19 protein-coding genes are annotated in these 24,979 nt (G+C 63.0%); 11 read left to right on the top strand and 8 right to left on the bottom strand.

What is annotated here, in order from left to right; genetic code table 11:
• The first annotated feature begins 28 nt into the window (after nucleotides 1-28).
• Complete coding sequence (locus KF838_07640; GenBank protein ID QYK49718.1) at nucleotides 29-1,324, top strand: hypothetical protein; 1,296 nt, start codon at nucleotides 29-31, stop codon at nucleotides 1,322-1,324.
• 38 nt (nucleotides 1,325-1,362) lie between these two features.
• Nucleotides 1,363-1,905 carry a hypothetical protein gene (locus KF838_07635; GenBank protein QYK49717.1) on the top strand — a complete coding sequence of 181 codons (543 nt, stop codon included), beginning with the start codon at nucleotides 1,363-1,365 and terminating at the stop codon, nucleotides 1,903-1,905.
• On the opposite strand, the gene KF838_07630 is transcribed toward KF838_07635, so the two are convergent.
• Nucleotides 1,900-5,154 carry a UvrD-helicase domain-containing protein gene (locus tag KF838_07630; protein QYK49716.1) on the bottom strand — a complete coding sequence of 1,085 codons (3,255 nt, stop codon included), beginning with the start codon at nucleotides 5,152-5,154 and terminating at the stop codon, nucleotides 1,900-1,902. The two genes, KF838_07635 and KF838_07630, sit on opposite strands and share 6 nt — an antisense overlap.
• Complete coding sequence (locus tag KF838_07625) at nucleotides 5,151-8,108, bottom strand: PD-(D/E)XK nuclease family protein (GenBank protein ID QYK49715.1); 2,958 nt, start codon at nucleotides 8,106-8,108, stop codon at nucleotides 5,151-5,153. The genes KF838_07630 and KF838_07625 overlap by 4 nt, the downstream gene beginning before the upstream one ends.
• Before the next feature lie 141 nt (nucleotides 8,109-8,249).
• Here KF838_07625 and KF838_07620 point away from each other — a divergent pair, with 141 nt between their 5' ends.
• The 4 genes from KF838_07620 (at nucleotide 8,250) to KF838_07605 (ending at nucleotide 14,735) form a co-directional block, all read left to right on the top strand.
• Complete coding sequence (locus tag KF838_07620; GenBank protein QYK49714.1) at nucleotides 8,250-9,239, top strand: WYL domain-containing protein; 990 nt, start codon at nucleotides 8,250-8,252, stop codon at nucleotides 9,237-9,239.
• 124 nt (nucleotides 9,240-9,363) lie between these two features.
• Nucleotides 9,364-10,053, top strand: coding sequence for a hypothetical protein (locus KF838_07615; protein ID QYK49713.1), 690 nt, complete (start codon nucleotides 9,364-9,366; stop codon nucleotides 10,051-10,053).
• 94 nt (nucleotides 10,054-10,147) lie between these two features.
• A complete protein-coding gene (locus KF838_07610) occupies nucleotides 10,148-13,417 on the top strand; it encodes a DUF1080 domain-containing protein (protein QYK49712.1) in 3,270 nt (1,089 codons plus the stop codon).
• A gap of 55 nt (nucleotides 13,418-13,472) precedes the next feature.
• Nucleotides 13,473-14,735, top strand: a complete 1,263-nt coding sequence (locus KF838_07605; GenBank protein QYK49711.1) for a DUF1080 domain-containing protein — start codon at nucleotides 13,473-13,475, stop codon at nucleotides 14,733-14,735.
• Between the two features lie 21 nt (nucleotides 14,736-14,756).
• On the opposite strand, the gene KF838_07600 is transcribed toward KF838_07605, so the two are convergent.
• The 5 genes from KF838_07600 to lpxA all read right to left on the bottom strand — a co-directional run bounded on the left by KF838_07600 (nucleotide 14,757) and on the right by lpxA (nucleotide 18,995).
• Nucleotides 14,757-15,422, bottom strand: a complete 666-nt coding sequence (locus tag KF838_07600) for an HAD-IA family hydrolase (protein QYK49710.1) — start codon at nucleotides 15,420-15,422, stop codon at nucleotides 14,757-14,759.
• The gene (locus KF838_07595) at nucleotides 15,419-16,372 is read right to left on the bottom strand and encodes a hypothetical protein (GenBank protein ID QYK49709.1); all 954 of its coding nucleotides are present in this window, start codon (nucleotides 16,370-16,372) and stop codon (nucleotides 15,419-15,421) included. The genes KF838_07600 and KF838_07595 overlap by 4 nt, the downstream gene beginning before the upstream one ends.
• Entirely contained in the window at nucleotides 16,365-17,162 is a 798-nt protein-coding gene (locus KF838_07590; GenBank protein QYK49708.1) for a methyltransferase domain-containing protein, read from the bottom strand. Before KF838_07590 ends, KF838_07595 begins: the two co-directional genes overlap by 8 nt.
• A complete protein-coding gene (locus KF838_07585) occupies nucleotides 17,159-18,034 on the bottom strand; it encodes an MBL fold metallo-hydrolase (GenBank protein ID QYK49707.1) in 876 nt (291 codons plus the stop codon). Before KF838_07585 ends, KF838_07590 begins: the two co-directional genes overlap by 4 nt.
• 61 nt (nucleotides 18,035-18,095) lie before the next feature.
• On the bottom strand, nucleotides 18,096-18,995 hold the full coding sequence (gene lpxA / locus KF838_07580; protein ID QYK49706.1) for an acyl-ACP--UDP-N-acetylglucosamine O-acyltransferase: 900 nt from the start codon (nucleotides 18,993-18,995) through the stop codon (nucleotides 18,096-18,098).
• Between the two features lie 15 nt (nucleotides 18,996-19,010).
• Between lpxA and lipB the strand changes: the two genes are divergently transcribed.
• On the top strand, nucleotides 19,011-19,805 hold the full coding sequence (gene lipB, locus KF838_07575) for a lipoyl(octanoyl) transferase LipB (GenBank protein QYK49705.1): 795 nt from the start codon (nucleotides 19,011-19,013) through the stop codon (nucleotides 19,803-19,805).
• Here lipB and KF838_07570 read toward each other — a convergent pair.
• A complete protein-coding gene (locus tag KF838_07570; GenBank protein ID QYK49704.1) occupies nucleotides 19,802-20,455 on the bottom strand; it encodes an OmpH family outer membrane protein in 654 nt (217 codons plus the stop codon). The genes lipB and KF838_07570 overlap by 4 nt on opposite strands.
• Before the next feature lie 114 nt (nucleotides 20,456-20,569).
• On the opposite strand from KF838_07570, the gene rsmH reads away from it, so the two are divergent.
• The 4 genes from rsmH (at nucleotide 20,570) to KF838_07550 (ending at nucleotide 24,976) form a co-directional block, all read left to right on the top strand.
• The gene (gene rsmH / locus KF838_07565; protein ID QYK49703.1) at nucleotides 20,570-21,538 is read left to right on the top strand and encodes a 16S rRNA (cytosine(1402)-N(4))-methyltransferase RsmH; all 969 of its coding nucleotides are present in this window, start codon (nucleotides 20,570-20,572) and stop codon (nucleotides 21,536-21,538) included.
• Nucleotides 21,539-21,620: 82 nt separating this feature from the next.
• Nucleotides 21,621-22,526: a LysM peptidoglycan-binding domain-containing protein gene (locus tag KF838_07560; GenBank protein QYK49702.1), complete on the top strand. Its 906-nt coding sequence runs from the start codon at nucleotides 21,621-21,623 to the stop codon at nucleotides 22,524-22,526.
• Between the two features lie 45 nt (nucleotides 22,527-22,571).
• On the top strand, nucleotides 22,572-22,907 hold the full coding sequence (locus KF838_07555; GenBank protein QYK49701.1) for a hypothetical protein: 336 nt from the start codon (nucleotides 22,572-22,574) through the stop codon (nucleotides 22,905-22,907).
• Complete coding sequence (locus KF838_07550; GenBank protein QYK49700.1) at nucleotides 22,904-24,976, top strand: penicillin-binding protein 2; 2,073 nt, start codon at nucleotides 22,904-22,906, stop codon at nucleotides 24,974-24,976. Before KF838_07555 ends, KF838_07550 begins: the two co-directional genes overlap by 4 nt.
• The last annotated feature ends 3 nt before the right edge of the window (nucleotides 24,977-24,979 follow it).

Below are 24,979 nucleotides of genomic sequence, written 5' to 3'. Positions count from 1 at the left end.
TACGCATGGCATGTGGTGGAGACCTCAGGTGAGCGGGACATCGCGTCCATCGGGGAGTCTGAACCTGCCGATCGCTGCAGCGATCAGTCTTGTCATCCATCTCATGGCTGGATTTGCCGTGTTCGGCAACTGGGTCTCAGCAGCCGAGCGGGCCGAGGCCGCTCGCGATACATCAGGACCAGAGGATGAAGAGCGGGATGAGAAAAAGCCCAATCCACCACGTCTGCGCCTCGGGATCGAGCGATCCTCGCACGCGAGCGTGACCTGGCTCGGGTTCGACACGCCCGAAGAGCATCAGGTCACATTTCAATCAGAGGTCGAGCAGGCCGCGCTCGCCAAGCAGGACAGCCGCGGCATGCCGTCAGGGGTGCCGGATTCGCCGGGGCAGGATCAGCCGATCGCGAGTGTGATGCCTGTCGAGTCGCGGCTGAGTCCATCCGAGGCAAGAACGGCCGAAGAGACTGTGCCGGACAACCCGAACGGTACTCTTCCAACTGAGGTTGCGCCAGAAGTTCCGACACACGCAATGGATCGGGCGGAAACGCCGGGTGAGCCGGCTCCGGCAAGCCCTCAGGCCGCTGCGGTCGAGGCGAGCAAAGATGCCGCCGAGGCGCTGGTACGAAGCAGCGCGGCAGACGGAGCAGAAGAGACAAAGCACAATCCCGCCCGTGAGTCTGAAGCCGGCAAGCCGGCGAAGGGTGAGGCAGAGGAACCTGAGCCGGCCAAGGTCCCGGTTCCTCAAGAGAGCACTGCGGATACTCCAAAGGCCGAGGCAGTTGAGTCGTCCCAGCAAGCTGAGCAGAAGCAGGGTCCATCGAACCCGGCCCCGGAGCAGGTGTCTCAGAATAGTTCCCCGGCTGTCGTGCCGCGCCCCGGTACTCGACCAGAAGACACGCAGGGCGATGCGGACCGGCAGGGGGAAGGGCAAGCGATACGGGTTGGCCTTCGGAGCGACAAAGAGTCGCCAGCCAGCGCGCTCAAGCGTGCCGTGAAGTACAGACCCGGCCGGCCCGTCGCGGTGCAAGGTCTTGAACTGACCACGGTTGAACCCCGTTGGCCGGTCAGCGTTCGGCTGACGACGAGCCCTCGGAACCCTCTTATGGTCATCCACTTCGACCGAAGGGGGATCGTGACGAGGGTTGACTTCGTGAAAGATGAGAAACGAGGCATCGTGTACAGCACGGGCGAGCCCGCAGTCGATGAGCCGCTTCGAACCGCTCTCTTCCAGTGGCGAGCAAAGGGTGGAGAGTTGACGCGGATTCCAGCCGATGATCCCAATGCGACGATTTCGATCGTGATGGAGATCATGCTCAACGGTCGCTGAGGATCACGAGAATGTCGATATTCCGTATCACACTTTTCATGAGCACGGTCCCGACCATGCTCTCGTTCGCGGCTTTGGCCCAGCCCGCAGAGCGATCGCAGATCCAGCGGGTCGAGGCGGGCGTTGCCGACGTCGGCCCCATTCGTGTGTCGAGCCGCGAGCTTCCTGTCGATCTGCTCGTCCCGAGCGGCTTCGAGCACGTGTACCGGAGCACCGGCGACAGCCAGACGCTGATGCGTATCAACGGGGCGATCGTTGCCGAGTTCCCTCGCTCTCAATACAACGCGTCCCCTTGGGGACCAGTCCCGGTTATCCCAGCGGGCACGATCTTTCGCATCGGCCCGCGCCTCAGCGGCGTGTGGGATATGCAGCCCGATGCGGATCCTCAGTCAGTCGCCTTCAACCGGGTCAGCACGCGCGTGGGTAAGGTCGAGAGGCCGTTCTTGGAGGATCCCGATCGAGAAGTTGATCGCTCGATCTGGCAGAGCGATGTCTACCGCGCAATACGCATCAGGGAGCTGCTTCGGCGAGCGGCGGATGAAGAGTCGGTGCAGAGCTCTTCGCAGATTGACGCCTCATAGTCCTTCCGGCACGACAGCCCGTCCGAGTTCGGTAAACAAGAGCACGCAGCGAACGCTTTCCGGCGGCAGCCCGGTCGCCAGCATGATAGCGTCGCGATAGGCACGAATCTGCGGCGCGTAGTGTGCAGCGCGTTTCGTGAGCGATTCATCGTCGGTCACCGCGTCGGTCTTGAAGTCGAGCAGCGTCGCGCTGATCGGGACGGAAGTGCTGGAACGCCGCACAACGACGCGATCGAAACGGCCCGAGAGCAGTGTCGGCTCGCTTCCGGAATCCAGCCGAGTGGCAAATGCACGCTCTCTCCAGAGTCCCAGCGTCTCTCCCGGATCGATCGGGAACGCGGATCTGCTGAGCCAGTGTCTGATCTCGGCATGCTCGATCGAAGCGACAGCCGCGTGAGCCGCCTCACTCGCTTGCTCCGGCGACGCGCCGTTCGCTGACGCGACGTCGCACAGCAGTTCGAGCGAAGGGATGCCATCTTCGATCCAACCGATCTGCTCGAAGATCGCGTGCAGAATGGTCCCTCGCGAGCGGCCTCGCTCGTCCGTGGGGCGAAGAAACTCGCTCAGCGTGCGCGTGGAGCCGCCTTCGAGAGAAGACGGGCTCACGCGGGCGAGCCGGCCCGTCGCACGCTGCCGAGCCGGCTTCAGGGAAAGGGTGACCTGCCTGACGGTTCGATCCCGGGGTGTGGCAGCGGACGAAGCCTCTCGACGCTCGATGTGAGAGACCCAGTCTCCGTGCGCATCGCTGAAGAGCACGCCGGAGAGTTCCGTCAATGGTTGCTCGCCGATACACGCGTGGACGATCAATCGCCCGGGGTACATCGTCGTGCTGTCCTTGCCGGGCTGCTTGAGCGAGGGGCCGGAGACGATCGCATCCAGCACGTATCTTGCCCTGGTCATGGCGACGTACAGAACGCACAGTCCCTCCATCAGCGTGCGATTGCGGCAGCGCGTCGCGATGGAGTGGATCTCAGAGTCCGCTTCCCTGAGAGAGTCCGAAGGTCGGACGATCACGCGCGAGATCGGCCCGAGCGCCTCTTCGCGGTCGCCGATGAGATCGGGGAGCTGGCGGAACATCGCGCTGTTCAGATCGGTCAGGATGACGACATCGAACTCGAGCCCCTTCGCGGCGTGCGTTGTCATCACGCGGACGGTCGCCTCGGATGTCTCCCGCACACGGGATGAGTCGATCGCATCGACGAGTTCGGCGCATGTGCCTCTTCCCTCCGCGTCGAGCCGGCGAGCGAGCAGGACCAGCGAACGCACGCGGGATCGCTCCCGAGGGCTCATGGCGTCGTGGGTTGCAAGATACAGACGATGCACGGTGAGCGCAAGCCCATGCTGCGAAACCTCGGCTCGGAGAGATGCTGTGGTGATTGCTGTTGCCCTCTCGCTGGACTGAGCATCGATGCCGATCGCTCTGCCGAGCGGAGAGGTCGAGACGTGGAACTTCGAGGCCGTGTCCGTCGGGTGGTCCGCGAGATGGAAGAGCGAGCGGAAGACAGCGCACGGCGCGGCGTCGAGCAGTGAGGCCGTGCCCTCCTCGCTCGCGGGGATGCCGGCGGTGCGGAGCGCGTGGATCACTGGCGGAATCGACTTGTTCGAGCGGACCAGAACGGCGATCGAGGCCAGTGGACAGCGATCTCGATGCCTGATCACCCGCTCAACAACGGTGGAGACCTCGATCGAAGCGATTGTCGGCTTGTCGTCATCCTGCGGCGAATCGTCGTTCTCATCCCGCGTTGCGGTGTCGGCAGATTCAGCGGCCGGCGTCAGAAGCGTGAACTCGCCCGGGAGCGAATCGTCGTGCGCCTCGTGGTCGATCCACTGCCCGCTCCATCGCTGAGCCAGGTCCGGATTGCCAGTGATCGCTGTGTTCTTGTCCAGCGATCCGAACACACGGTTCACCGCACGCAACACAACGGCGGATGATCGGCGTGAGACGTGCAGCGGCCGCTGGCTGAGCTGTGGCCACTTGTCTCCCAGTGCCGGCAGCAGCTCGGGTTCCGCGCCGTTCCATGCGTACAAGGACTGCTTGATGTCTCCGACACAGAACAAGGATCTTTCAGGAGGGCTGCTCGAGACGATCTGGTCGATCAGCGGCTCGAGCAGTCTGAACGCGAGCATCGAGGTGTCCTGGAACTCATCGAGCAGCAGGTGCTGGACACGCCCGTCGAGTCGGTAGTACACATGATCGAGCCCCGCGATACCGATCTGGCGCAGCACGCGCAGCGGCACATCCTCGAAACGCCAGACCGAACGGTCTTCCTTCAGTCGCTCGTACTCGTGTTCGAAGCGTTCGAGGAGATGCCGCGATGCCGTTGTGCGTTCGGTCAGACGTTGACGCAAGCGAGAGACAGCGTGCGCGTGAACGGGGGCGTAGGCACTCGCGAGTGCTGGGGGAAACGGCTTGCCGTAGTATGAACCCGTGGTGACGTACCCACCGAGCCCGCCCAGGAAGCCGGTGAAATCCCTCTCGACGAGTGCGTCAAGCGATTTCATGTGCGATTTTTTCCAACGCGCGTCGGCCTCACCGGCTTTCTTCGTTGTAGGAAGTGGGGCACCTCGCAGTTGCTCGATCGCTTCGGTCAGGCGTGCATCGTCCAGAACGTAAAGTGGGTCAACGCTGAGCCCCCAGAGTTCCGGCTCGTGGCGCGTCTCACGCAGGAGGTGCAACCCGCGAGCGATCACGCTCATGAGTTGCATGAAGACCCCGGCAGCTGGGTGCCCGTCGTAAATCAACCGGATCGCGGCGGCGATTTCCGACGGGTCCGCGTTCGAGATCGTCCGCGTGAGGGCTTCAACGCGGAGCGAGGTGTCCTCCGCGTCGTCGGCGACCCGAGAATCGAGGGTCATGCCCGCTTCGATGGAGAGCACTGTGCCGATTCGCTGGAAGAACGAGTCGATCGTGAGAATGCTGAACCGATCGAGCGAGGAAGCGATCCTCTGCAGCAAGTCGATGCAGCGGTCGGGCGACAGTTCGATGCCAATCGCCTGAGAGAGGGATCGGCATGCATCCGCGTGCTCGGCGGCATCGCAGAGGCGCTCCACGATCCGCTCCATGATCTCGCCCGCCGCTTTGCGCGTGAATGTTGTCGCGACGATGGTCGACGGATCGGCACCCATCGCGAGCAGGCGGATAAGCCGATTCGTGAGCTGGAATGTCTTGCCAGTTCCCGCTGAAGCCAGGATGAGCGTGTGCTCAAGTGGCGGGGAAACGGTGTCGCTCGCAGGGGTCGGCGAACTCATGGGCTCGGCCTCCTGTGGGTCGGAGCGTCAACCTCGGTCAGGATGCCGAGTCCGGCGATCAGGCCGAGCGTGCCCTCATCAGATGGCGAGCCGATCTCATCGAACTCGCCCCGAAGAACAGCCGAAACCACGTCGCGGGCCGCATCATCTGCACTGTCAAGCTCTTCGGCGGTCCACGGTGCCACTGTGATGCCGATCTCGTCGAGATTTCGGGGGATGTTGAAGTACCCGAGCGTGATCTCCCCGCGAAGGCCCAGCGGTCTGATGAGTTCGCGGTAGAGCGGGAGCTGCAGATCCCTCCATTCACCGTCCCTCGTACGGTGTGTCTTCTCGGGCGACCTGGCGTTCTCTGAGGACTTGTAATCGAGAATCGCGATGCGATCGTCGGATTCATGGATGTCGATGCGATCGATCTTGCCTCGAAGGGTGACAGAACCCTCTTCAACACGGATTGTGGGAGGATCAGCGACTGTGCCATCGCGCGGTTCTGTTGCGGACCACTCGGTGTGGAGAATCCGCCATCCGGCTCGCGCCCACTCTGCCTGCATCGTCGCCCACTGATCCAGACGCATCGAGGCGTGCTCGACCTGGAGCGAGATGATGGCCGAAGATGAAGATCCGAATCGCTCCCGCGCGAGAGTTCGGAGGTCATCCTGCACGAACTCGCGGATTGCCTTCTCGTCCGTGCTGTGGCGCGTATCGCTCCGTCCGAATGACTCGAGCACATCGTGGACGAATGTGCCGAACGATCTCGGATCGAGCTCTGGTTTCGCCCGTCCGTGCTCGGACAGTCTCAGCACATGCCTCAGGTAGAAGGCGTATGGCGATGCCAGATAGTCCTTGAACGCCGTCACCCGCATGCTCTGCACCGGCGGCGTATCGATTCGCGGCGCAACCCTGTACACGCCGAGTTCCCGGCTACTCGATCTCGTCACAATCTCAAGACCAAGCGGGCCGTCGCCCTCGCGGCCGATCGTGCGCCGCATCCTGCCCGCGAGCGAGCCACGATCGGATCTAAGCAGGATTCGGCTCGGATTCAGCGGGCTGCCTTCGTTGTCACGACGGGGAGCGATGAAGAGCGTATGGCGACGCGACTGCGTCATCGTGGCTGCAAGAAACGAATCGCGAGCAAGCCGATCTGTTGAAGCTGGAAGCCCGAGCCGCGTCCGCAGCGATCCGGGCAGCATCGAGTCGTACTCACGCGTGCCCGGCACGTTGTTGTCCGTCATCCCGACAACCACGGCGAGCGGCGAGGGATCATGGGCCAGTTCCAACCAGCCGACTATCTCGATCGCATCGGCATCCGGCGGCGAGGGAAACGCGCGCGCCGCCTGCAATCCAAGCAGGTTCGAGAGAAAGTGAGCAGGCGTCTGATGCGGCAGCGAAACAGCGTCCTTCTTCGCGAGCGTGATGATGCCGTTCAGATCATCGGCAAGCGACATGCAGCACGATGCGATCGGCGCGAGAACGCGGTCGGTCCTGCTCGTGGTGAGGTGCCCGTACAGGCGATTGAGTAGAGAGAATGTTCCCTCCGCCAGCTCTTCTGGTGGCTTCTCGCTCTGCTTCACTGATTCCTGGTCCGTCCAGAGGTTGCCGAGGAGCAATCGCACCGATGCCACGATGAACTCGAGCGCGGCACGCTGGCGGTCTTTCACTGGCGGTGGAAGATGGTCGATGCTGCTCGGCATGTGGGACTCGTCGTACGCGTCCAGCTCGCCGAGCCATGACGGCCAATCAGCACGTGATCGGGCCTTCTCATCGGTTGGGTCCGCACTAAGCAGCCACCGCTCAACCCGCGGGTGACGCACGAGTGACATCAGCTCATCGAAGCTGCGTGTCTCGAGAAGTCGCATCACCTGACGGAGGACGCAGCAAGGTTCGAGGCGAGAAGAGGGCATACCAGCCGCGGCGTGTGCGCAGAGCGAAGAAACTCGCTGGAGTTCCATCGAGATCAGGTCTGATTGGCACTCATCGGCAAGACCGATGACAACGTCATCGATCGAGAGCCCTCGTGCGTTCTCGGCGATCCACGCGACCGCTCTCGTTGCCTGATCGGCGTGATCGGTTGCGACTGATATCTGGTTATCGCGTATGGGCAACTGGCAGACCGACCAGTGAGACGGCTGCACGCACCCGTAAGCATCGTATGTATGTGACAGCTCTTCGGGGGCGTGGATCAGCGTGTGCATGGCGGTGCCGCGCTCGATCGCGACTCGCATGGCACGCCTCGCGAGCCCGGGCAACTCAGGAACACCGACGAGAACAACATGGTCAAAGAGCGGAGATCCGGCCTTGTGATCATCGGATTCGGCGAGTTCGGTGAGTTGGATTCTGTCCTCGGCACCATCGCCGAGGCCCCATGAGTCCAGAATCGATCTGAAGCGTCGAACCACGTGAGCGGCTGCGTTCCAGCGGGCGGCTTCGGTCTCGCCGCCAAGCTCGCGTGCCGCTGGAGCGATGTCCGAGACGCGAAGCCCGTGCCCGGCCAACTCCGTGTGAAGTCGGTCGATTGTGGCACCAAGGGTGCGAAGAACGGGGTCGAGCGGTCGCTCTTCCGCTTGGAGTGTCGCGAGATCGACGAGCGGATGCAACTCATCGTGAGGCGTGGCTCGAATCGCGATGGTCCACGCGAACTCACGAGCGACCGGGCCTGCTGCTTGTCGTTGTGGCAGGCCGATCAGCGGCTCGACAGCTTCACCCGGTGTGATGATCATGGGGGGGACGAGCGTCGTTCCCCGCTCCGTCGCGCAATCGATCAGCATGCCGAGAAACAAACGCCCCGAACGCGACCCCGGAACGATGACGAGCGTGCGGCCAAGATCCGCTCTGTGGCTTTCGTTCGGGATGTGGTCCAACACCCAAGACGCCGCGGCCGGAAGGAGCGGTCTCTCCCACCCGAGAAAGTGGCGTGCCGGCTGGGGAATTGATGGAGGATCGTCTGTGTGCATACTCAAGTTGCGTAGCGTAACCGGTCTGCCTGGTCTCCGTCGCTGGAACGGGGAGAGGTTGGATTCCGTCACTGACAGACGTCTGTCAGTGAGACGCCGGGTCTGGGGGGAACCAGAGGCAATAATCGAGTCTGGGAGGAACCGCTTATGAAGCAGAACAGCGACATCCACCGACTCCTCCGGATCGTCACGCTGGTGCAGGGGCCGGGTGTCTACCCGGCCGAGCGACTGGCGAGCGAACTGGGCGTGAGCGAGCGGACGATCTTCCGAGACATCAAGAAGCTGTGCGATACCGGTGTTCCCGTCGTCTTTGACGAGCGGACAGGCGGGTACAGAGTGGGGACGGGGTTCTTTCTGCCGCCGCTCCAGCTCACGGCAGACGAGGCACTGGCTCTGGCGGTCCTGTGCGATGATCTTGCCCAGAAGGAGCAGATCGCCTTCCTGGCTCCTGCCTGGAGGGCACTCGCGAAGATCGAGGCCCAGCTTCCGCCCGAAGCAAGGGCGGAGATCGACGCGATGGCCGGTCACGTGGTGGTCCGCACGGCCCAGGCAGATCCGGGCGAGGGCTCGTCGGATGTCTACGACCGCATGAGGCAGTCGATCGCGACCCGCAGGTCGCTCCGATGCGAGTACGAGTCTCCTTCGAGCGTTGCAAACGGCACGCCCGCCGAGCGGGAGAGTTTCATCTTTGAGCCCTATGCGTTGCTGTTCTCTGTTCGTGCCTGGTACGCCCTCGGACGTCGAGAAGGTCGGGAGGGCGTTCGCTGCCTCAAGCTCTCGCGATTCTCTCGCGTGTCACCCACGGACGCATCCTACGAGATCCCGACCGACTTCTCGGTAGAGAAACACCTGGGCAATGCGTGGCGGCTAATCCCTGGACCCGTTGAGTACGACATCATCCTCAGATTCGAGTCGCCGTTCAGCGAAACGGTCTCCGACACGCTCTGGCATCCCACACAGACGATCGAGCACGAGCCCGACGGTTCGATCATCATGCGCATGCGTGTTGCGGGACTGGATGAGATCGTCTGGTGGGTCCTGTCGATGGGCCCAAGCTGCCGCGTCATTCAGCCGTACTCGCTGGCTGAGCGCGTACGGGACCTTGCCATGAGCACGGCTCGCCTGTACCAGAGGTGATCGGGCAGGACCGTGAGCCCCGAAAGACGCATGGAGGTGCCTGTCCGTCGGGTCGTGCACACGCGAAGCGAGGGTGCAACAATCGTACGGCATGCGGCGTGCATGCAGCCACAAGGAGTCAACGATGCTCACGACAGCGAAGCTCTGCTCTGGACTCGTCTTGATCGCAGTATCTTCTGGAGTCGCTGCGATGCTGGGCGATCGCGTCGGAGATCCCTTCTCCCTCCGGGATTGCCCTGTGGCGTACCACGAGATCGGCGAACTACAGGATCCTGTCGTCCGCGTCTATGACGGGCGAGAGATTCGCTTCTGTTGCGAGGACTGCGTCGAGGGATTTCAGGAGGACTTGACATCATCCCTCGCAGAGGTTGACAAGGAGATGGCTAAGGACCAGGCGCCCTTCTACCCCACGACACAATGCCTCATTTCGGGCGAGCATCTAGGGCCCGCGGGTGATGTCGTTGAGGTTGTGTGGCATAACAGACTGGTGCGGTTCTGCTGCGACGCGTGCGCGACCGAGTTTCGGAAGGATCCCGCAGCGACCATCGCAAAGCTCGATCAGGTCGTCAAGACCGCGCAGAGCGCCGGGTATCCGCTCAGCGTCTGCCTGATTGCGGGGGAAGAACTGGGCGAGGAAGAGGCGACCGAGATCGTCATCGCGAATCGCCTTGTACGTCTCTGCTGCGAGGGATGCGCTGGCGAGTTCTTCAAGAACCCCGGCGTTCACATCGCGAAGCTCGATGAGGCCTGGAAAAAGGCCAAGCCGGAGATGTTTGCCCCGCAGGCAGACGGGAAAGCCGAATCCGCCAAGTGATGGGCCTGGCTCTCGAAAGTGCCATTCAAGGGCTCTGGAAGCAGCGCGGGCACGATCGCGTTACACTGCACCTCCCACAGGTGTTGGAGGTCATATGCAAGTGTCCATCGTGCGTCATGCCGCTCTGGCTCTCGTCATTTGGTCGTCGTCCGCGGCAGCGGATATCGGTATGCCGGCGATCTTCGGCGATGGCATGGTTCTGCAGCGAGATACCCAGGTTCCTGTCTGGGGCTGGGCATCTCCCGGGGAACGCGTGAGGGTCACCGGATCGTGGGCTCCCGACAAGAGCGAAGATGTCGTCGCTGATGCGAGAGGGCAGTGGGTCGTAAAGCTCTCAACGCCCGAGTCCGTCGCCGGACCCTCAACGCTCACGGTGCAGGGCACAACCACAAAGGTCTTCAAGGACGTCCTTATCGGAGAGGTCTGGGTCTGCTCGGGCCAGTCGAATATGGAGTGGCCGCTGGCCGCGACCGAGGGGGCACAAGCGGAGATTGCTCGCGCATCTGATCCGATGGTCAGACTCTTCACGGTCAAGAACACCATATCGCTGCATCCGAGGATCGACTGTGAGGGCGAATGGACCACTTGCACGCCGGAGAATGCGGCAAAGTTCTCGGCTGTGGGTTACTACTTCGCGCGCGAGATCGCATCGCACCTGAATGTCCCTGTCGGCATCATCAGCGCGGATTGGGGCGGGACGCCCGCGCAGGCATGGTCAAGCGAGCCGACACTTGCGAAGTTCCCCGAGTTCGCATCACAGCTCGATTTCGTTGCGAAAGCTCGTGATCCACAGACCCGAGACGCGGTCACAGAAGGATGGGAGAGGCGATGGTGGGATGGATTGGACCAGCCCGGCGCCAAGCGCCAGCCACGAGAGTGGATCACCGACACCTTCGACGACTCTGCATGGAGCACCATGGAGGTTCCCGGCGTGTTCGCCGGTGATGAGCTCGGGCGGCACGACGGGATCGTCTACTTCAGGCGCACGATCGATCTGACACCTGAGTTCGCAGGGGCGGGGGGCGGCGGCGCAGGGCGGCTCCATCTCGGGCCGATCGACGATCGGGACACCGTCTGGCTCAACGGAAAGCAGATCGGCGCGACACACTCCGATGGGAAGTGGGCTGAGCCCCGTGAATACGAGATTCCCGCTGGCTTGCTCCGTTCGGGTCGAAACGTTGTCGCCGTGCGTGTGCTCGACACTGGCGGGCTCGGCGCGATCGGCACCGCGAGCGGCAGGGCACACGAGGTCAAGCTGATCGCCGGTGTTGGTCCTTCGGAGCAATCCGTGTCGATCGCCGGATCGTGGAGATACGCCATCGGGCCGAGCATGCGAGAGCTCCCCCCGATGACCAGCGCGCCCCAGATCGGGCCGGGGACGCCGACCTCGCTCTACAACGGCATGATCGCTCCGATCGTGCCCTTTGCGATACGGGGCGTGATCTGGTACCAGGGTGAGTCGAACATCGGGAACGCGCCGCTCTACGCGCGTCTCTTCCCCGCGATGATCGAGGGGTGGCGGAACGCGTGGGGCCAGGGCGAGTTCCCCTTCTACTTCGTGCAGATCGCGCCGTACCGCTATCCGAACGTGAATCCGCATCTAGTCGCGGAACTGCGTGAGTCTCAGCAGAAATCACTTGTCACGAGCAACACGGTTATGGCGGTCACGCTGGACATCGGCAACCCCGCGGACATCCACCCGGCAAACAAACGGGACGTCGGCCTGCGGCTTGCGTCGATCGCGCTCGCGAACACATACGGACAGGATGGCATCGAGTGGTCCGGTCCGATTCCATCGGGTGTCAACGCCCGCGGACCCGAGTTACGGATCACGTTCGATCACGCCGACGGGATGGAGTTGCGCCAGAGCGCGGTACCTCAGATCTGGATCGCCGGCGAGGACCGGAAGTTCAGGCCCGCCGGCGCGAGGGTAGAGGGCGACGCGCTCGTGCTCACGCACCCCTCGGTTCCGGCCCCTGTTGCTGTTCGCTACGCATGGGCGTCATCGCCAGAAGCGGTGATCTTCGGCTCAGCCGGGTTGCCCGCCGCGCCCTTCCGGACAGACTCATGGTCCGCATCAGAGGTCGAGTATGTCGATGACGGACGCACGGTTCATCTCACGACAGAGCCCGGATTCACACCCCTCTTCAACGGCAAGGATCTCTCTGGCTGGTTCAACATCAACTGTGCGCCCTCAACGTGGCAGGTGCGTGATGGAATGATCATCTGCTCGGGCTTCCCGACGGGGCTCCTCCGTACCGATAGGCACTACGAGAACTTCATCATGGAGGTGGAGTTCCGCCATATGCGAGCAGAAGGGAACGCCGGGATCTTCGTATGGTCCGATCCGATGCCAGCCAGAGGACAGCCGTTCACCCGGTCGGTCGAGGTGCAGGTCATGGATGGGCTCGAGGGCGACTGGTACACAAGCGATGGCGATATCTTCCCGATCTGGGGAGCAACGATGATTCCCGAGAACGGGCGCGGCGGAAACAGGGCGTTCCCGACAGAGAAACGCATGCTTCCCTCTCCCGGCTGGAATCACTACAGGATCGAGTGCGTCAACGGAGAGATCTCACTCGCGGTCAACGGTAAGGTCGTGACCCGCGGGCGCGAGGCCTCGCCACGAAAGGGATACATCTGCCTGGAGTCAGAGGGATCAGAGGTTCACTTCAGGAACCTGCTCATCAAGGAACTCCCGCCCTCTGCCGCTCCGCTCTCGGACTCTCATGTTGCGAAGCTCGATGAGGGGTTCACGAGTCTCTACAACGGGGTGGATCTCTCCGGTTGGCGGGCAAATCCTGCGAACGGCGGTCACTGGCGCGCCAACGACTACGTCCTCTCGTATGACGGCAAGGGTGATCACTTGTGGACCGAGCAGGAGTTCCGCGACTTCGTGCTCGTCGCGGACTGGAGGTGGACTGGTCCTGCGCGTGAGGTTGACAGACCCGTGATCGACAGCGACGGGACTCAGCGTATCGATTCGGAGGGAAGGCCTGTCACGGCTCGAGTCAAAGAAGCTGGCGATAGCGGCATCTACCTCCGAGGAAATGAGAAGAGCCAGGTCAACATCTGGTGCTGGCCAGTCGGTTCGGGCGAGGTCTACGGCTACCGCACTGACATGAGCATGCCTCCGGCAGTGCGGGCGGCCGTCACGCCAAGAGAGAATGCCGACGCTCCTCTTGGGGAGTGGAATCGCTTCGTGATCACGATGAAGGGCGAGCGTCTCACGGTTCAACTGAATGGCAAGACCGTGATCGAGGACGCTCACCTTCCCGGCGTGCCCGCCTCGGGACCGATCGGGCTCCAGCATCATGGTGATCCGATTGAGTTCTCGAACATCTACGTCAAGCCGTTGAACTGATCCAATCGCTCGAAACGGCCGTACCCAACCTCGGGCACGCCACGCAGGAGTCCGCATGATGTCCACTCGTTCGATCCCTGTGTTCGTGTCGATCCTCATCGCCTCAAGCGTGCCGCTCTTGTCCACGCTTGCGCAGTCCGATGTGACGTCTGCCGCCTCAGCGGGAATTCACAACCCGTCACCGGCTTCAGACGGTGCGGGCTGGGTGGATCTGTTCAACGGCAAGGATCTGGCCGGTTGGACGACGTGGGGCGAACCGGACGCCTGGGCCGCGGTCGATGGAGAACTGCGCGTCGTGAAGCCGGGAAAGGGCTGGTGGCTCCGGACGACGAAGATGTATCGCGACTTCGAGTTGTCGCTGGAGTTCCTGCTTCCACCCAACGGCAACAGCGGCGTCGGCTTGCGTGGATCAAGCAACGGCGATCCCGCGTTCACTGGGTTTGAGGTACAGGTCTTTGACTCGTACGGCAAGCCGATCACCGATGGCGTCTGTGGGGCGGTCTACAACGCGATCCCTCCGAGTGTCCAGGCGTGCAAGCCGGCCGGGGAGTGGAACACATACCACATCTCCCTGACTGGCGACACGCTGAATGTCTCGCTGAACGGCATCAAGGTGCATGACAACGAGAAGCTCGACTCACGCGGCTATATCCATTCCCGGGACAATCCCAGCCCGCTGAACGCACGCATGCCGATCGGATACATCTCGCTGCAGGATCATGGCGACGCCGTCCGCTACAGGAACCTCCGGATCAAGGATCTTTCTCCGGATCCGGATCGCGATGGGTATATGCAACTCCTCACGCCGGACATGTCCGGTTGGGTGAAGCGCGGCAGCGGTTCATGGGCGATGCAAGACGGCACGCTGGTCGGATCGGATGGGCCGGGGCACCTCTTCTCTCTGGAGCGTTACGGCGACTTCGAGCTTCGCGCGCTTGTGCGAGTTGGCGAACGCGGGAACAGCGGCATCTACTTCAGGGCCGAGCCGCGCACGGAGGATCCGAACTCGTGGCCGCGAGGATATGAAGCCCAGATCGATAATCACGATGCGAAGAACTACACCGGATCACTCTACAACAGACAGCTTGGCTCTCGGCTCATAACCCGTGATGGCGCGTGGTTCGATTATCGAGTCCGGGCAAAGGGCAACCACATCCAGACTTGGATCAACGGGATCCTGATGACCGATTCAGAGCAGTCTGACTTTGCCGACGGCTACATCGCACTGCAGGCCCATCACCCCGGCAGCAGGATCGAGTTCCGCGATCTGCGCCTCTGGCACCTGTCGGATGGAGCACCAGCCACCCCGCGCGAGTGACGGGTTTCGATCTCGACATGCTCAGCGGTCGTCGAGAATCCCGAGCGATCGAAGGGTCGCTCGCATCTGCGAGGCGGTATCGCCCGTGTGGTCGATCTGGACCGCATGCCACCCGGCGGCACGGGCTCCGCTGATGTTCTCTGCCAAGTCGTCGAAGAACAGGATCTGAGAAGGGAGCAGCCCGGACTCTCTCTCAAAGGCGCGATGAATGTCGATGCTCGGCTTCGCGAGCTTGAGCAGATGGCTCGCGTGCTTGTGTCGAAGCAGCCCGATCGTCGGAAAGTCCGCCATGCCGCTGCCGGTGGGTATGTGCCGAAGCCAGTGCCTGTGGCTTGTGTTCGAGAGCAGACCCGTCTGCACGCGTCCCGAGGCGTTCAGTTCCTCGATCAATGCCCGTACACCGTCATACTCCTCGACAAGCCACGCGTCATGCACTCGCCGAACATCGGATGCCGCGTACGCGCCCATGGTCGTCGCTGCAACCCCGTCAAAGTACGTGTCGCAGTCGATCATCCCGGTCTGATACAGACCGTTGAGGCGACGCCGCTCCAGCGTCATCGCCTCGCCTCCGGGGCGTTCCCGACGTGCAACACCGGCGCGATCGCACCCCTCGTCCCAGGAGCGACAGATGCGCAGGATGACACCCCCCCAGTCGAAGACGACAGCACCGATCGCGTCCGTGCTCATGATCCGCCGCCCTTTCGTAGTTTCAGCACCCTGTCGCGAACGCCTCGCACGGATTCTTCGATCCTCTTTCCGAATCCCTTGATGGGTCCGTGCGGCGGCCTGTAGTACAGCGACGCGTCATAGAAACGATCGAGCCCCTTCCGGGCGCGGTACGCGCGTCGGATGCGCAGCAGCTCTCGTCCGCGCTTGTTGACATGGTTGATCGTGAAATCGATGGACTCCGCCCTTCCGAGCGTCTTCAAGCCGTGCTCAACGACCTGGTGATGCCAGAGCCACTCGACCAGCATCCGCTTGAAGCGATCCTCGGTGCGAATCTTGGCAGGATACTCGCCTCGGAAGTTGCTCCGGACCAGGTCGCCTATCTGATCCTCGATCGAGCGTTCAAAGACGCTCCGCTTCATCAGCCCGAAGTTCAGACTCGTGAAGTCGAACACGAAGTACGGCCCTTCGCGCCCGATCGGTGGGTTGTCCTGATGCGAGTGTGTGATCGCAAAGACATCGTGCCGATCGAGCGCTGCCATGTCCTCAGCGAGCCAGTTGCTCAGGCCGCGCCGAAACGGAAGCGTGTCCATCTTCACGAACATGATGTAAGGAAGCGTCGCAAGCCGCCCCGCACGATACTCCTGGATATAGCAGCGATCGCGGTGGTTCTCGAAGTGCCCGGGCGTGAGGAGCTCAAGTCTATCGATCAGGCCATCGTGCAGCATGCCCGTCAGGCGGCGAACCGTCGAACGCGGCGAGCCGCCATCAACATAAACGATCTCTCTGGGCCTGCCCCCGATGAACTCGATCCAGTCGCGAAGAACAGGCCGAAGCTCGCAGCCATCGCGATAGCCCGAGATCGCCAGCGTGACAGACTTCCACGGCTCATCCCGATCGAACCGGGTCTGCGAATCGCCCGGAACGCTCGATGGATGGGCTTCCATGCTGGGCGTGCCACGCTCAGGCATCGGTCGGACCCTCGTCGGCATCGGATTCGTTCCGAAACTCTGCTGCCGTCGGCACGCCCTTGCGGACGAGGAATGTCATGAGCCCGTCTGGCCCCCGGGTCACAACCTCTGATGTCGCGATCTCCGCATCCTGCACCCCTGAGTCGATGAGGATGGTCGTGATCGCCTCACCCGCGGCCGGGCCGCCGAGGAGCATCCACCCGCCGGGCTTGAGAACGCGCCAGAGTTCGAGGATCTGTGCCGCGCGGTCATCGTGCTCGCGACGAAGCACGGCGAGCGCGACCACGCCGTCGAAAGAGCCGTCGAGTTCGCCCCTGAGCGATTCGGTCGAGCCGCGCTCGAACGCGACGTTCGGCAGCGTGTATCGCCTGATCGCGTAGTGAGAACTCTCACCGTCTTCTTCGAGGGCGACGATAGCCCCCGCAGGGCCGACGCGCTGGACAAGCCACGCGGCACCGAAGCCGGTTCCGGCATCGATCACGAGCAGCCTCGCACCAGGCCGGATCAGCGTGTCTGCTGGGCGATATGGAGCGAGCGCGGACGCCCCGGCGATGTCAGCGTAAATGCGTGAAGGCGCGTAGCGGATTCGCATGCGCTCGCCCGATCGGAACGTCACTTCGTAGTCCTTGTACCCGCGCCCCTTCTTGCTGAGTGCGCGGCGCAGCGGCTCATGGGTGCGCTCCACATAGCGAACGCCATCGACCGTGATCGTGTCCCTCAGGCCAAGCAGCAGCCGGACCTGCTGCCGCAGGTCTTTCAGTCTGCCCGGCTCGTTCGGAGCCGTGCTCATGCGTGCTGTCCTGCCGGGAAGAGGTGCCATTGCTTCCCAACCCGTGTCTCCACACGGGGCGGCGCGATTCGTGCTGTTTCTGAGCCGACGATCGGAATTGGCATGGTCGGCTCGGCATGGGTGGACACGGTGATCGGGCAGCCGATTCCCTCGTGATGGCCGAGCGCGATCGAGGGGCTGTTGCACTGGCGGGAAAGGTGAAGCAGAACGAGGTGTTCCCGTGGCCCGATCGCTCGGGCGGCTGAGGCAGACTCCTCGTTTGAGATATGCCCGCTACCGCCCATGATGCGGCGTTTGAGAAACTCCGAGCGGTCCGACGCGAGCTCGAGTCTGGGGCAGTAGTTTGATTCGATGGCCAGGACATCAACCCGCCGAAGGTGCTCGATGAGTCCAGGCGTCACACGCCCGACATCCGTTGCGAATCCGAGTTGCCCGGGATGCTGGGTGAAGCCGATCCTGAAAGTCGCGACGCCGAGTTCGTCGTGCGAGGCCATATGCACCGAAGCGACGAGGCCGCGCTCGCGAAAGCCCTCGTCGTACACCTCGGTGCGGAGCGTGGCGATCCCCTCGCGGGACGCACGCCCGACATGCCTCCTGTGCATCCACAATGGCCCAGGCACAAGTCCCTTTCTGAGCCAGCCGGAATGGAAGTGGTCGCTGTCAAGGTGCGTCAGCAGCACGAACGAGATGTCATCGAGTGACAGCCCGAGCGACGCGAGCGAGTTGCGAGTCCGCCTCGGACTCAGCCCGAGATCGATCAACGCTGCCGCACGCCTTGCCCCGTCGTTCCATGACAGGACAGAGCAATTGCCCGACGATCCGCTCGCCAGCACGCTCATCCATGGCGTCTGCTCCGTGCCGTCCGTGTGCATGTCCTGTGCTCTCCGGCCTTCGCTTGAGGATATCGACACGGACCACGTCGCGTCCAACGACTCACTCTTCGTCCGACGAGCCAAGCAGCGCCTCCTGCAGGCCGCTCTTGCCCCGGCGGCCAAGATGCAGGAATGTCGTGAACATCCGGGGTGGGCGTCCCGGCCCGGGGCATATAGCGCGCCGATTCGGCTCCGCGACAAACGAGGCCATCTCGGCGACAGGGGGGCAGGTCCGCCCGAGCTCCTGGAGCTTGTCCACCATCTCCTGCTTCGTGAGCGTCGGCACCCGAAGAACCTCGCGGAACGCACGCCGCACTCCCGTGATCTCATCCCGAGTGAAGCCGGCCCGACGCATGCCGACGAGATTGATCCCGCCCAGTCGATTCCGCTCCGCGACGACGCAGAACGGCGGCACATCCATCGAGACGCCGACACCCCCCGACAGCATCGCGTATCTCCCTACGCGAACGAACTGGTGAATGAGCACGCCGCCCGAGAGGATCACGTTGTCCCCGATATCACTGTGCCCGGCGATGCCCGCGCCATTGACCATCACCACGTTGTTGCCGATTCGAACATCGTGGCCGAGATGCGTTGTCGCCATGAGGAAGCAGCCGTTGCCGACCTGGGTCGGTACATCCGGCTTTGTCGAAGCGTGGATCGTGACGTGCTCTCGAATCAGGCAGTCGGAGCCGACCACGACTCCCGCAGTCTGCATCCCCGGCTTGTACTTAAAATCCTGGGGCTCGAACCCGAGGCACGCGCCGGGATACACACGGGTCCGATCGCCGATGCGCAGCGGTCCGCGCAAGCAGACGTGCGAGATCAACTCGGCGTCATCGCCGATCGTGATCTCCCCCTCGAGCACACAGAATGGTCCGATGCGGACGCCCTGACCGAGGCGGCATTCAGGCGAGACGATCGAGGTCGGATGGATCTGCGGTGAGCCCTGTACTTGCATGCGGCTATCGTAGGTATGGGCCGTTTCAGGGATCATCACGATCCCGAGGCGCGTTCCACGCAGGGCACACGTCGCTCGATGGCAGAACTCCCATTCCAGTCTGTCGATCTCGGCCGGATGGCCTACGGGGAGGCCTTGGAGGTCCAGCGTCACCATCTTGAAGAGGTCCTGGCCGCGCGTGAGTCCGGTGCTCCAGAGATCGGCCGCGTGCTCCTTGTCGAGCACCCGCCCGTGATCACGATCTCCGCCAGGCCAGATGCTGCGAGGCACCTCGTCGCGGATCCGTCAACGCTCCAAGCGAAGGGCGTGCGTGTCGAGCAAACCGACCGTGGGGGGGACATCACCTACCACGGCCCCGGACAACTCGTTGTCTACCCGATTTTGGACCTCAACACGCTCGGTCTGCGCCTGCACGACTACATGCGACTGCTCGAGGCGGCGACGATCGATGTCTGCCGGCAGTGGGGGGTCTCCGCAGTCCGCGATCCAGTAGCAACGGGTGTCTGGATCACCAAAGGCGAAGCCGACGAAACGCCTCACGCGAAGGTCTGCGCGATGGGCGTCCGGGTACGAAAGTGGATCTCCATGCACGGGCTCGCGTTGAATGTCGCGACCGATCTGTCGCACTTCCAACTGATCGTTCCGTGCGGCCTTGTCGGACGTCCGGTCACGTCGCTCCAAGACGTACTCGGAGATCGCTGTCCAGCGATGGGGGATGTCAAGCAGGCCATGTGCGCCTCGCTCGGGAGGCACATTCGAGATCGCATCAATGTGATGGATCTTGGGGGACGAGAGGGCTCGGGCGATTAGCGTCCGCCGTTGGCCGTGCCGGCATCGTCAGTTGCCGCCGGCTTCTCAGGAAGACCAAGGCGTGCTCGCACCTTGTCGGTGATGTCGTCCGTCGTGCTGGTCCGAACGAGCGGCCGAGCCAGTATCTCCTGCATGACCGGGGCGAGAGAGTCCCCCTTCATGTTGGTCGCGCTCGTCCGGGTTGTAAAGACGTGCGTATACCCGAGTTGGGCCGCCGACTCGTTGACGGCAGCATGCACAAGTGCGTAGGCCTCTTTGACCTGAGAGGCCACGAAGGCATCCTGATCACGCCCGACCTGCTGAGCGAACTGCTGACGCTCCATCTCCTTCGCCTGTCCCTGCGACATGGTCGCCTGGAACTCCGGCGTTCCCTGCGGGATGAGCTGGATCTTGGTCTCGAGCGACTTGAGTTCAGCAAGGAGCGCGTCGTACTTCGACTTGATCTCGGCATCCCGCGCATCGCGAGCGGGCTTGTAACGGTCAGAATCGATCATCGACTCAAGCAACTGGAACATGTCAACAGTCGCGACCCTGATGATCTGATTCGTCGGCTGTGCGGTCGCTGCGCGTTCCGGGATGCGGAGGTTGAAGGCGAGGATGATCGCCACGGAGACAGCAATCCACAGACCGGCTCGCTCGTACGTGCGCATTGAATGGACTCCAAGAGACTCATGTGTACCGCTTGCGGGGTCGGACGATCCACGAAACGAATCATAGGCCAGTCGAACAAATCCCCACCATGGGATCGCGATACGCTCCTCGACATGTCCGACAGATATAGCCACATCCCGGTCTTGCTCCACGAAGTGCTGGATGCCCTCGACCCTCGCCCCGGCCAGGTCTATGCCGACTGCACAACGGGTCTCGGTGGGCATGCCCTGGAGATCGCACGCAGGATCGGGCCGTCCGGCTGCCTGATACTCAACGACTGGGACTTGGGCAATCTCAGACGCGCTGAGGAGAGGATCAGGGCGTCGCTCGGTGCCGACTCTCCCGAGATCCAGAGCTTCTGCGCCAACTTCGCCGGATTCCCGAAGCGGATTACCTCCAGCGGGCGCATGGCCGACATGGTCCTGGCCGACCTCGGTTTCGCCTCCAACCAGATGGAGGATCCGCAGCGGGGGCTCTCCTTCTCCCGGGAAGGTCCACTGGATATGCGTCTCGCGAGCCAGGATGGTGCGGCTCCCAAGACGCCCGGGTCGTCTGAACCATTGCCCCACTCCGCGGCCGATCTTGTCGCGTCACTCCCCGTCTCTGAACTCGAGCGAATTCTCAGAGAGTTCGGCGAGGAACGCCGCGCCGGGGCGATCGCACGAAAGATTGACGAGGAGCGTCGGACGCACCCGATATCCACAACTTCGGACCTTGCCTCAATCGTCCGGTCCGCAGTCGGGCGTTCCGACTCGGCCGGCATCGACCCAGCCACCAAGACCTTCCAGGCCATTCGCATAGCCGTGAACGACGAACTCGGCAATCTCGATGCTCTACTCCACTCGGTTGAGGCCGCGATGCTCGGCTCTTCGAGGTCGCAGTGGCTCGCTCCGGGAGCCCGCGTCGGCGTCATCTCGTTCCACTCCCTCGAAGACCGCCCGGTCAAGAAGATGTTCTCAAGTCTGCGAGATCGTGGCTTGGCCGACGATCTGCTCTCCGGCCACGTCGGGCCCTCCGGAGCCGAGGTCGAGGTGAACCCTCGGTCGCGTTCGGCGAAGCTTCGAGCGGTTCGAAGGCGCTAAGATTTTTCTGCGGTTCTTCCTCGTGTCCAAGGACAGGATCGCGAGGTCAGTTCACACCCGTTGCAAGCAAGGATGCGGCCAAGTGACCCGTGAACACAAGCTCGCCCTCATCATCGGATTCACGCTGATTCTCATCGTCGGCGTTCTCGTCAGCGACCATCTCTCCGGCCAGCGAGAACTGAAGCTCGCGTCCGTCGCGGTAGACGACGAGCGTTCGACCCTGGGGCTCGGTGAAGCGATCAGCCCTGTGCTTCGATGGGCGGAGCAGAACGCGCGTGAAATCGCGCCCGCCGCCCGGATCGAACCCTCGCCCGCGGCCGCCGATCCCCAGCAGATCGCGCAGACACAGACCGTACAACCTGAACCGGTCGTTGCGGAACCCACCTTCATGGTCATCGAGCAGGGGCTCCAGCAGCCCTCGCGGAACAACCTTGAGCAGGCCATCCGGCGTGCGGGAACACCGACAGACTCCGGGGCTCAGCGTTCGACGCCAGCCAATCCTGAGGCGCGAGTCGCCGACCGTGCCACTCCGGCGGTTGATCCCAAGGACATCCAGATCTACAGGATCAAGGAAAAGGACTCTCTCTACTCTATCGCGAGGGCCACGTACGGCGATGCCAACCTGTGGAAGGCGCTCGCCGCCTTCAACGAGGGCAGAGTCGGTGCCGATGGCACCGTGCGGGTCGGAGCGACCATCAAGCTGCCCCCGAAGCATGTGCTGACAGGTGAGCAGCCGACATCAGCCCAGACGCGAGCACCGGAAACGAAGCCCGAGCCCAAGGCAGCTCCGAAGCCCACGACCGCCCCAGCCACTGCAAACGTCGGCACCACTCACAAGGTGGCGAAGGGCGACTCGCTTTCCAAGCTCGCCGAGAGATACCTCGGCTCCAAGGCACGTGCTGACGAGATTCTGGCCGCGAATCGCGACAAGATCTCCGACCCGAACCAGATCAAGATCGACATGGTGCTGCGCATCCCGCCGAAGTAGTGTCTGACCATACGATTGAGGCAGTGGCAGTAGAGTGAGGCCAAGGTGTTCGGAAAGATCGTTGCACTTGTGCTTTCTCTGGGCATCATCGCGTGCGCGTTGCTTGCCGTCCGCCAAGCCAGGATCCAGGCGTTCCACGAGTTGACGCAGACGCGGCTGCGCATCAAGCGCCAGGATGAGCAGATACTCGCGATTCGCACGCGTATCGCAACCCTCGTCACGCCCGAGCACATCCACGAGATCGCGGCTGCCGCAAGCGATCTCAAGCCGCTCCTCGATCCGGCGCCTGGCCACAACGCAGAGCCGACCGTGTTCGACGATCTCGGGCGGGCTGTCCCGAGTTCGCCGGGCGTCCACCAAAGACCCCAGGCACCACGATGACGCACGACAGCAGGGCAGAATCTCGCGCGAACCTCTCCACCATGGTCGCGTGCGCCTGCATGGCTATCGCGATGGTGGCAGCCGCCTTGCGTGTTGTTCAGCTGCAGGTCCAACCGCCGTCAAAGCTCGCTGAGCACATCCAGGCCCGCGTGACCCGGGCGACCCTTCCAGGAGTTCGAGGCGAGATCCTCGACCGTCGGGGTCGGTTGCTCTCAACCACACGCATCGGATATCGCGCCTTCATCGATCCGACAGTCTTCCCCGATCCGCCCGAGGCCGCGATCATCCGGTTGGCCGACGCGCTCGGCGTACCGCCCGAAAAGGTCGGTGAGCCGTTGATGGCGAAGATCGCGCAGAATGACAGCAAGCTGGCCCAGGTACAGCCCCCTGAGCCGCCCGAGCCCCTCACCTTGTCGTCCATGCTGCGCCAGGTATTCGGGAGGGACAGCAACGAACCCAGCGACTTGGATGAGGGCGATACTCCGCGTCTCGCGAGGTACGTCGCGGTCGGGAGCGTGCTCGATGAGGATCAGATCGCAACCGTTAAGTCGCTCAAGATCCCCGGCGTTTACCTTGAACGCCGCGATATCCGCGAGTATCCCGGCGGTCCGCTGGTCGCATCGGTTGTCGGCAAGGTCGGTGTCGATCCGAAGTGGTCGATCGGTGCAGAGCGGATCCTGAACCAGGGTCTGCTCGGGCAGAGTGGCAAGGCGGAGTATGTCAGAGACGCGCAAGGCCGTCCGCTCTGGGTCGAGCCCGGTCATTGGAGCCCCGCCAAGCGAGGGCAGGATGCCCGACTCTCGATCGACCTTGAACTCCAGCGTATCGCGCACGAAGAGCTGATGCGTGGCATCCAGGATGCCGACGCCGCGGGCGGGCGTTGCATCATGCTGGACCCTTTGACGGGTGAAGTCTTGGCGATGGTCGACATCGTGTTAGACCGCGATGATGTTGTTCCGTTCGCGTGGGAGCCAAAGGATCCAGTGGCGCGTCGGCCGAACCCGGTGTCGGGCTCCGCCCGGCCTCGCTACAAGACGCTCACCGAAGATCCCGGACGCCGCATCCACCCCGCTCTGGCTCGCAATCGCTGCATCGAAGATGTCTACGAGCCCGGTTCGACCTTCAAGTCGTTCATCTGGGCCGTGATCACCGAGCGTGGCTTTGCCAAGCCGGCCGAGATCTTCGATACCGAAGGCGGGCGCTGGTTCACGAGCTACGGCAGATACATCGAAGACGTGACAAAGCGTGACGTCATGTCGTGGCAGGACGTGCTCGTGAATTCGTCCAACATCGGCATGGTCAAGGCGGGCGAGAGAATGTCCTTCCAGCAGATGCACGAGGCGGTCACTCGCTTCGGGTTCGGATCCCGTACCAACATCGGTCTTCCCGGCGAGGGCGCGGGCATCGTGACCCCCGCACGCAGATGGTCGAAGTACAGCCAGACCTCGGTGCCGATCGGACACGAAGTCGCCGTCACGCCGATCCAGATGGTCAGGGCGTTCGCGACATTCGCAAGGCCGGGTGAACTGGCAGGAACACTGCCGGATGTCACACTCCGAGCCGTAGATCACGATTCACTCACGATTCCGGTCATCAACCGCGTCCTCCCTTCGGATGTCGCGTTGCTGACACGGGCGACTCTCAGCGGCGTGACGCACAACGTCGAGAACCGCATGCGCGTCCAAGCTAGAAGATCCGGATCTGAGAGCGAGCTGGCGGCCGCGAATCAGTGGCGGTACTCGATCTTCGGGAAGTCGGGAACCGCCGAGATCCCGCTCGGCAAGGCGCCGGACGGCATGAGGCGCCCACGCGGTTCGAGCGGCTATTTCGATGGCCAGTACAACTCGAGCTTCATCGCCGCTGGTCCAACCGAAGAACCCCGCCTCGTATGCCTGGTCGTGATCGACGATCCGGGGCCGAAGCGGGTTCGCGAGCGAACGCACTATGGATCAATGACAGCCGGCCCCGTCGTTCGGCGCGCCATGGAGAGAGCCCTCACCTATCTCGGCGCGCCCCCCTCTCCACGTCATGACAACACAGCGGGCTCGCTCGCCAGCACCCGAAACTGAGCC

Source organism: Phycisphaeraceae bacterium, assembly GCA_019454185.1.
Taxonomy (GTDB): Bacteria; Planctomycetota; Phycisphaerae; order Phycisphaerales; family UBA1924; genus JAHBWV01.
Note: the sequence above shows the minus strand (reverse complement) of the source record. Positions and strands in the feature narration are given on the sequence as shown.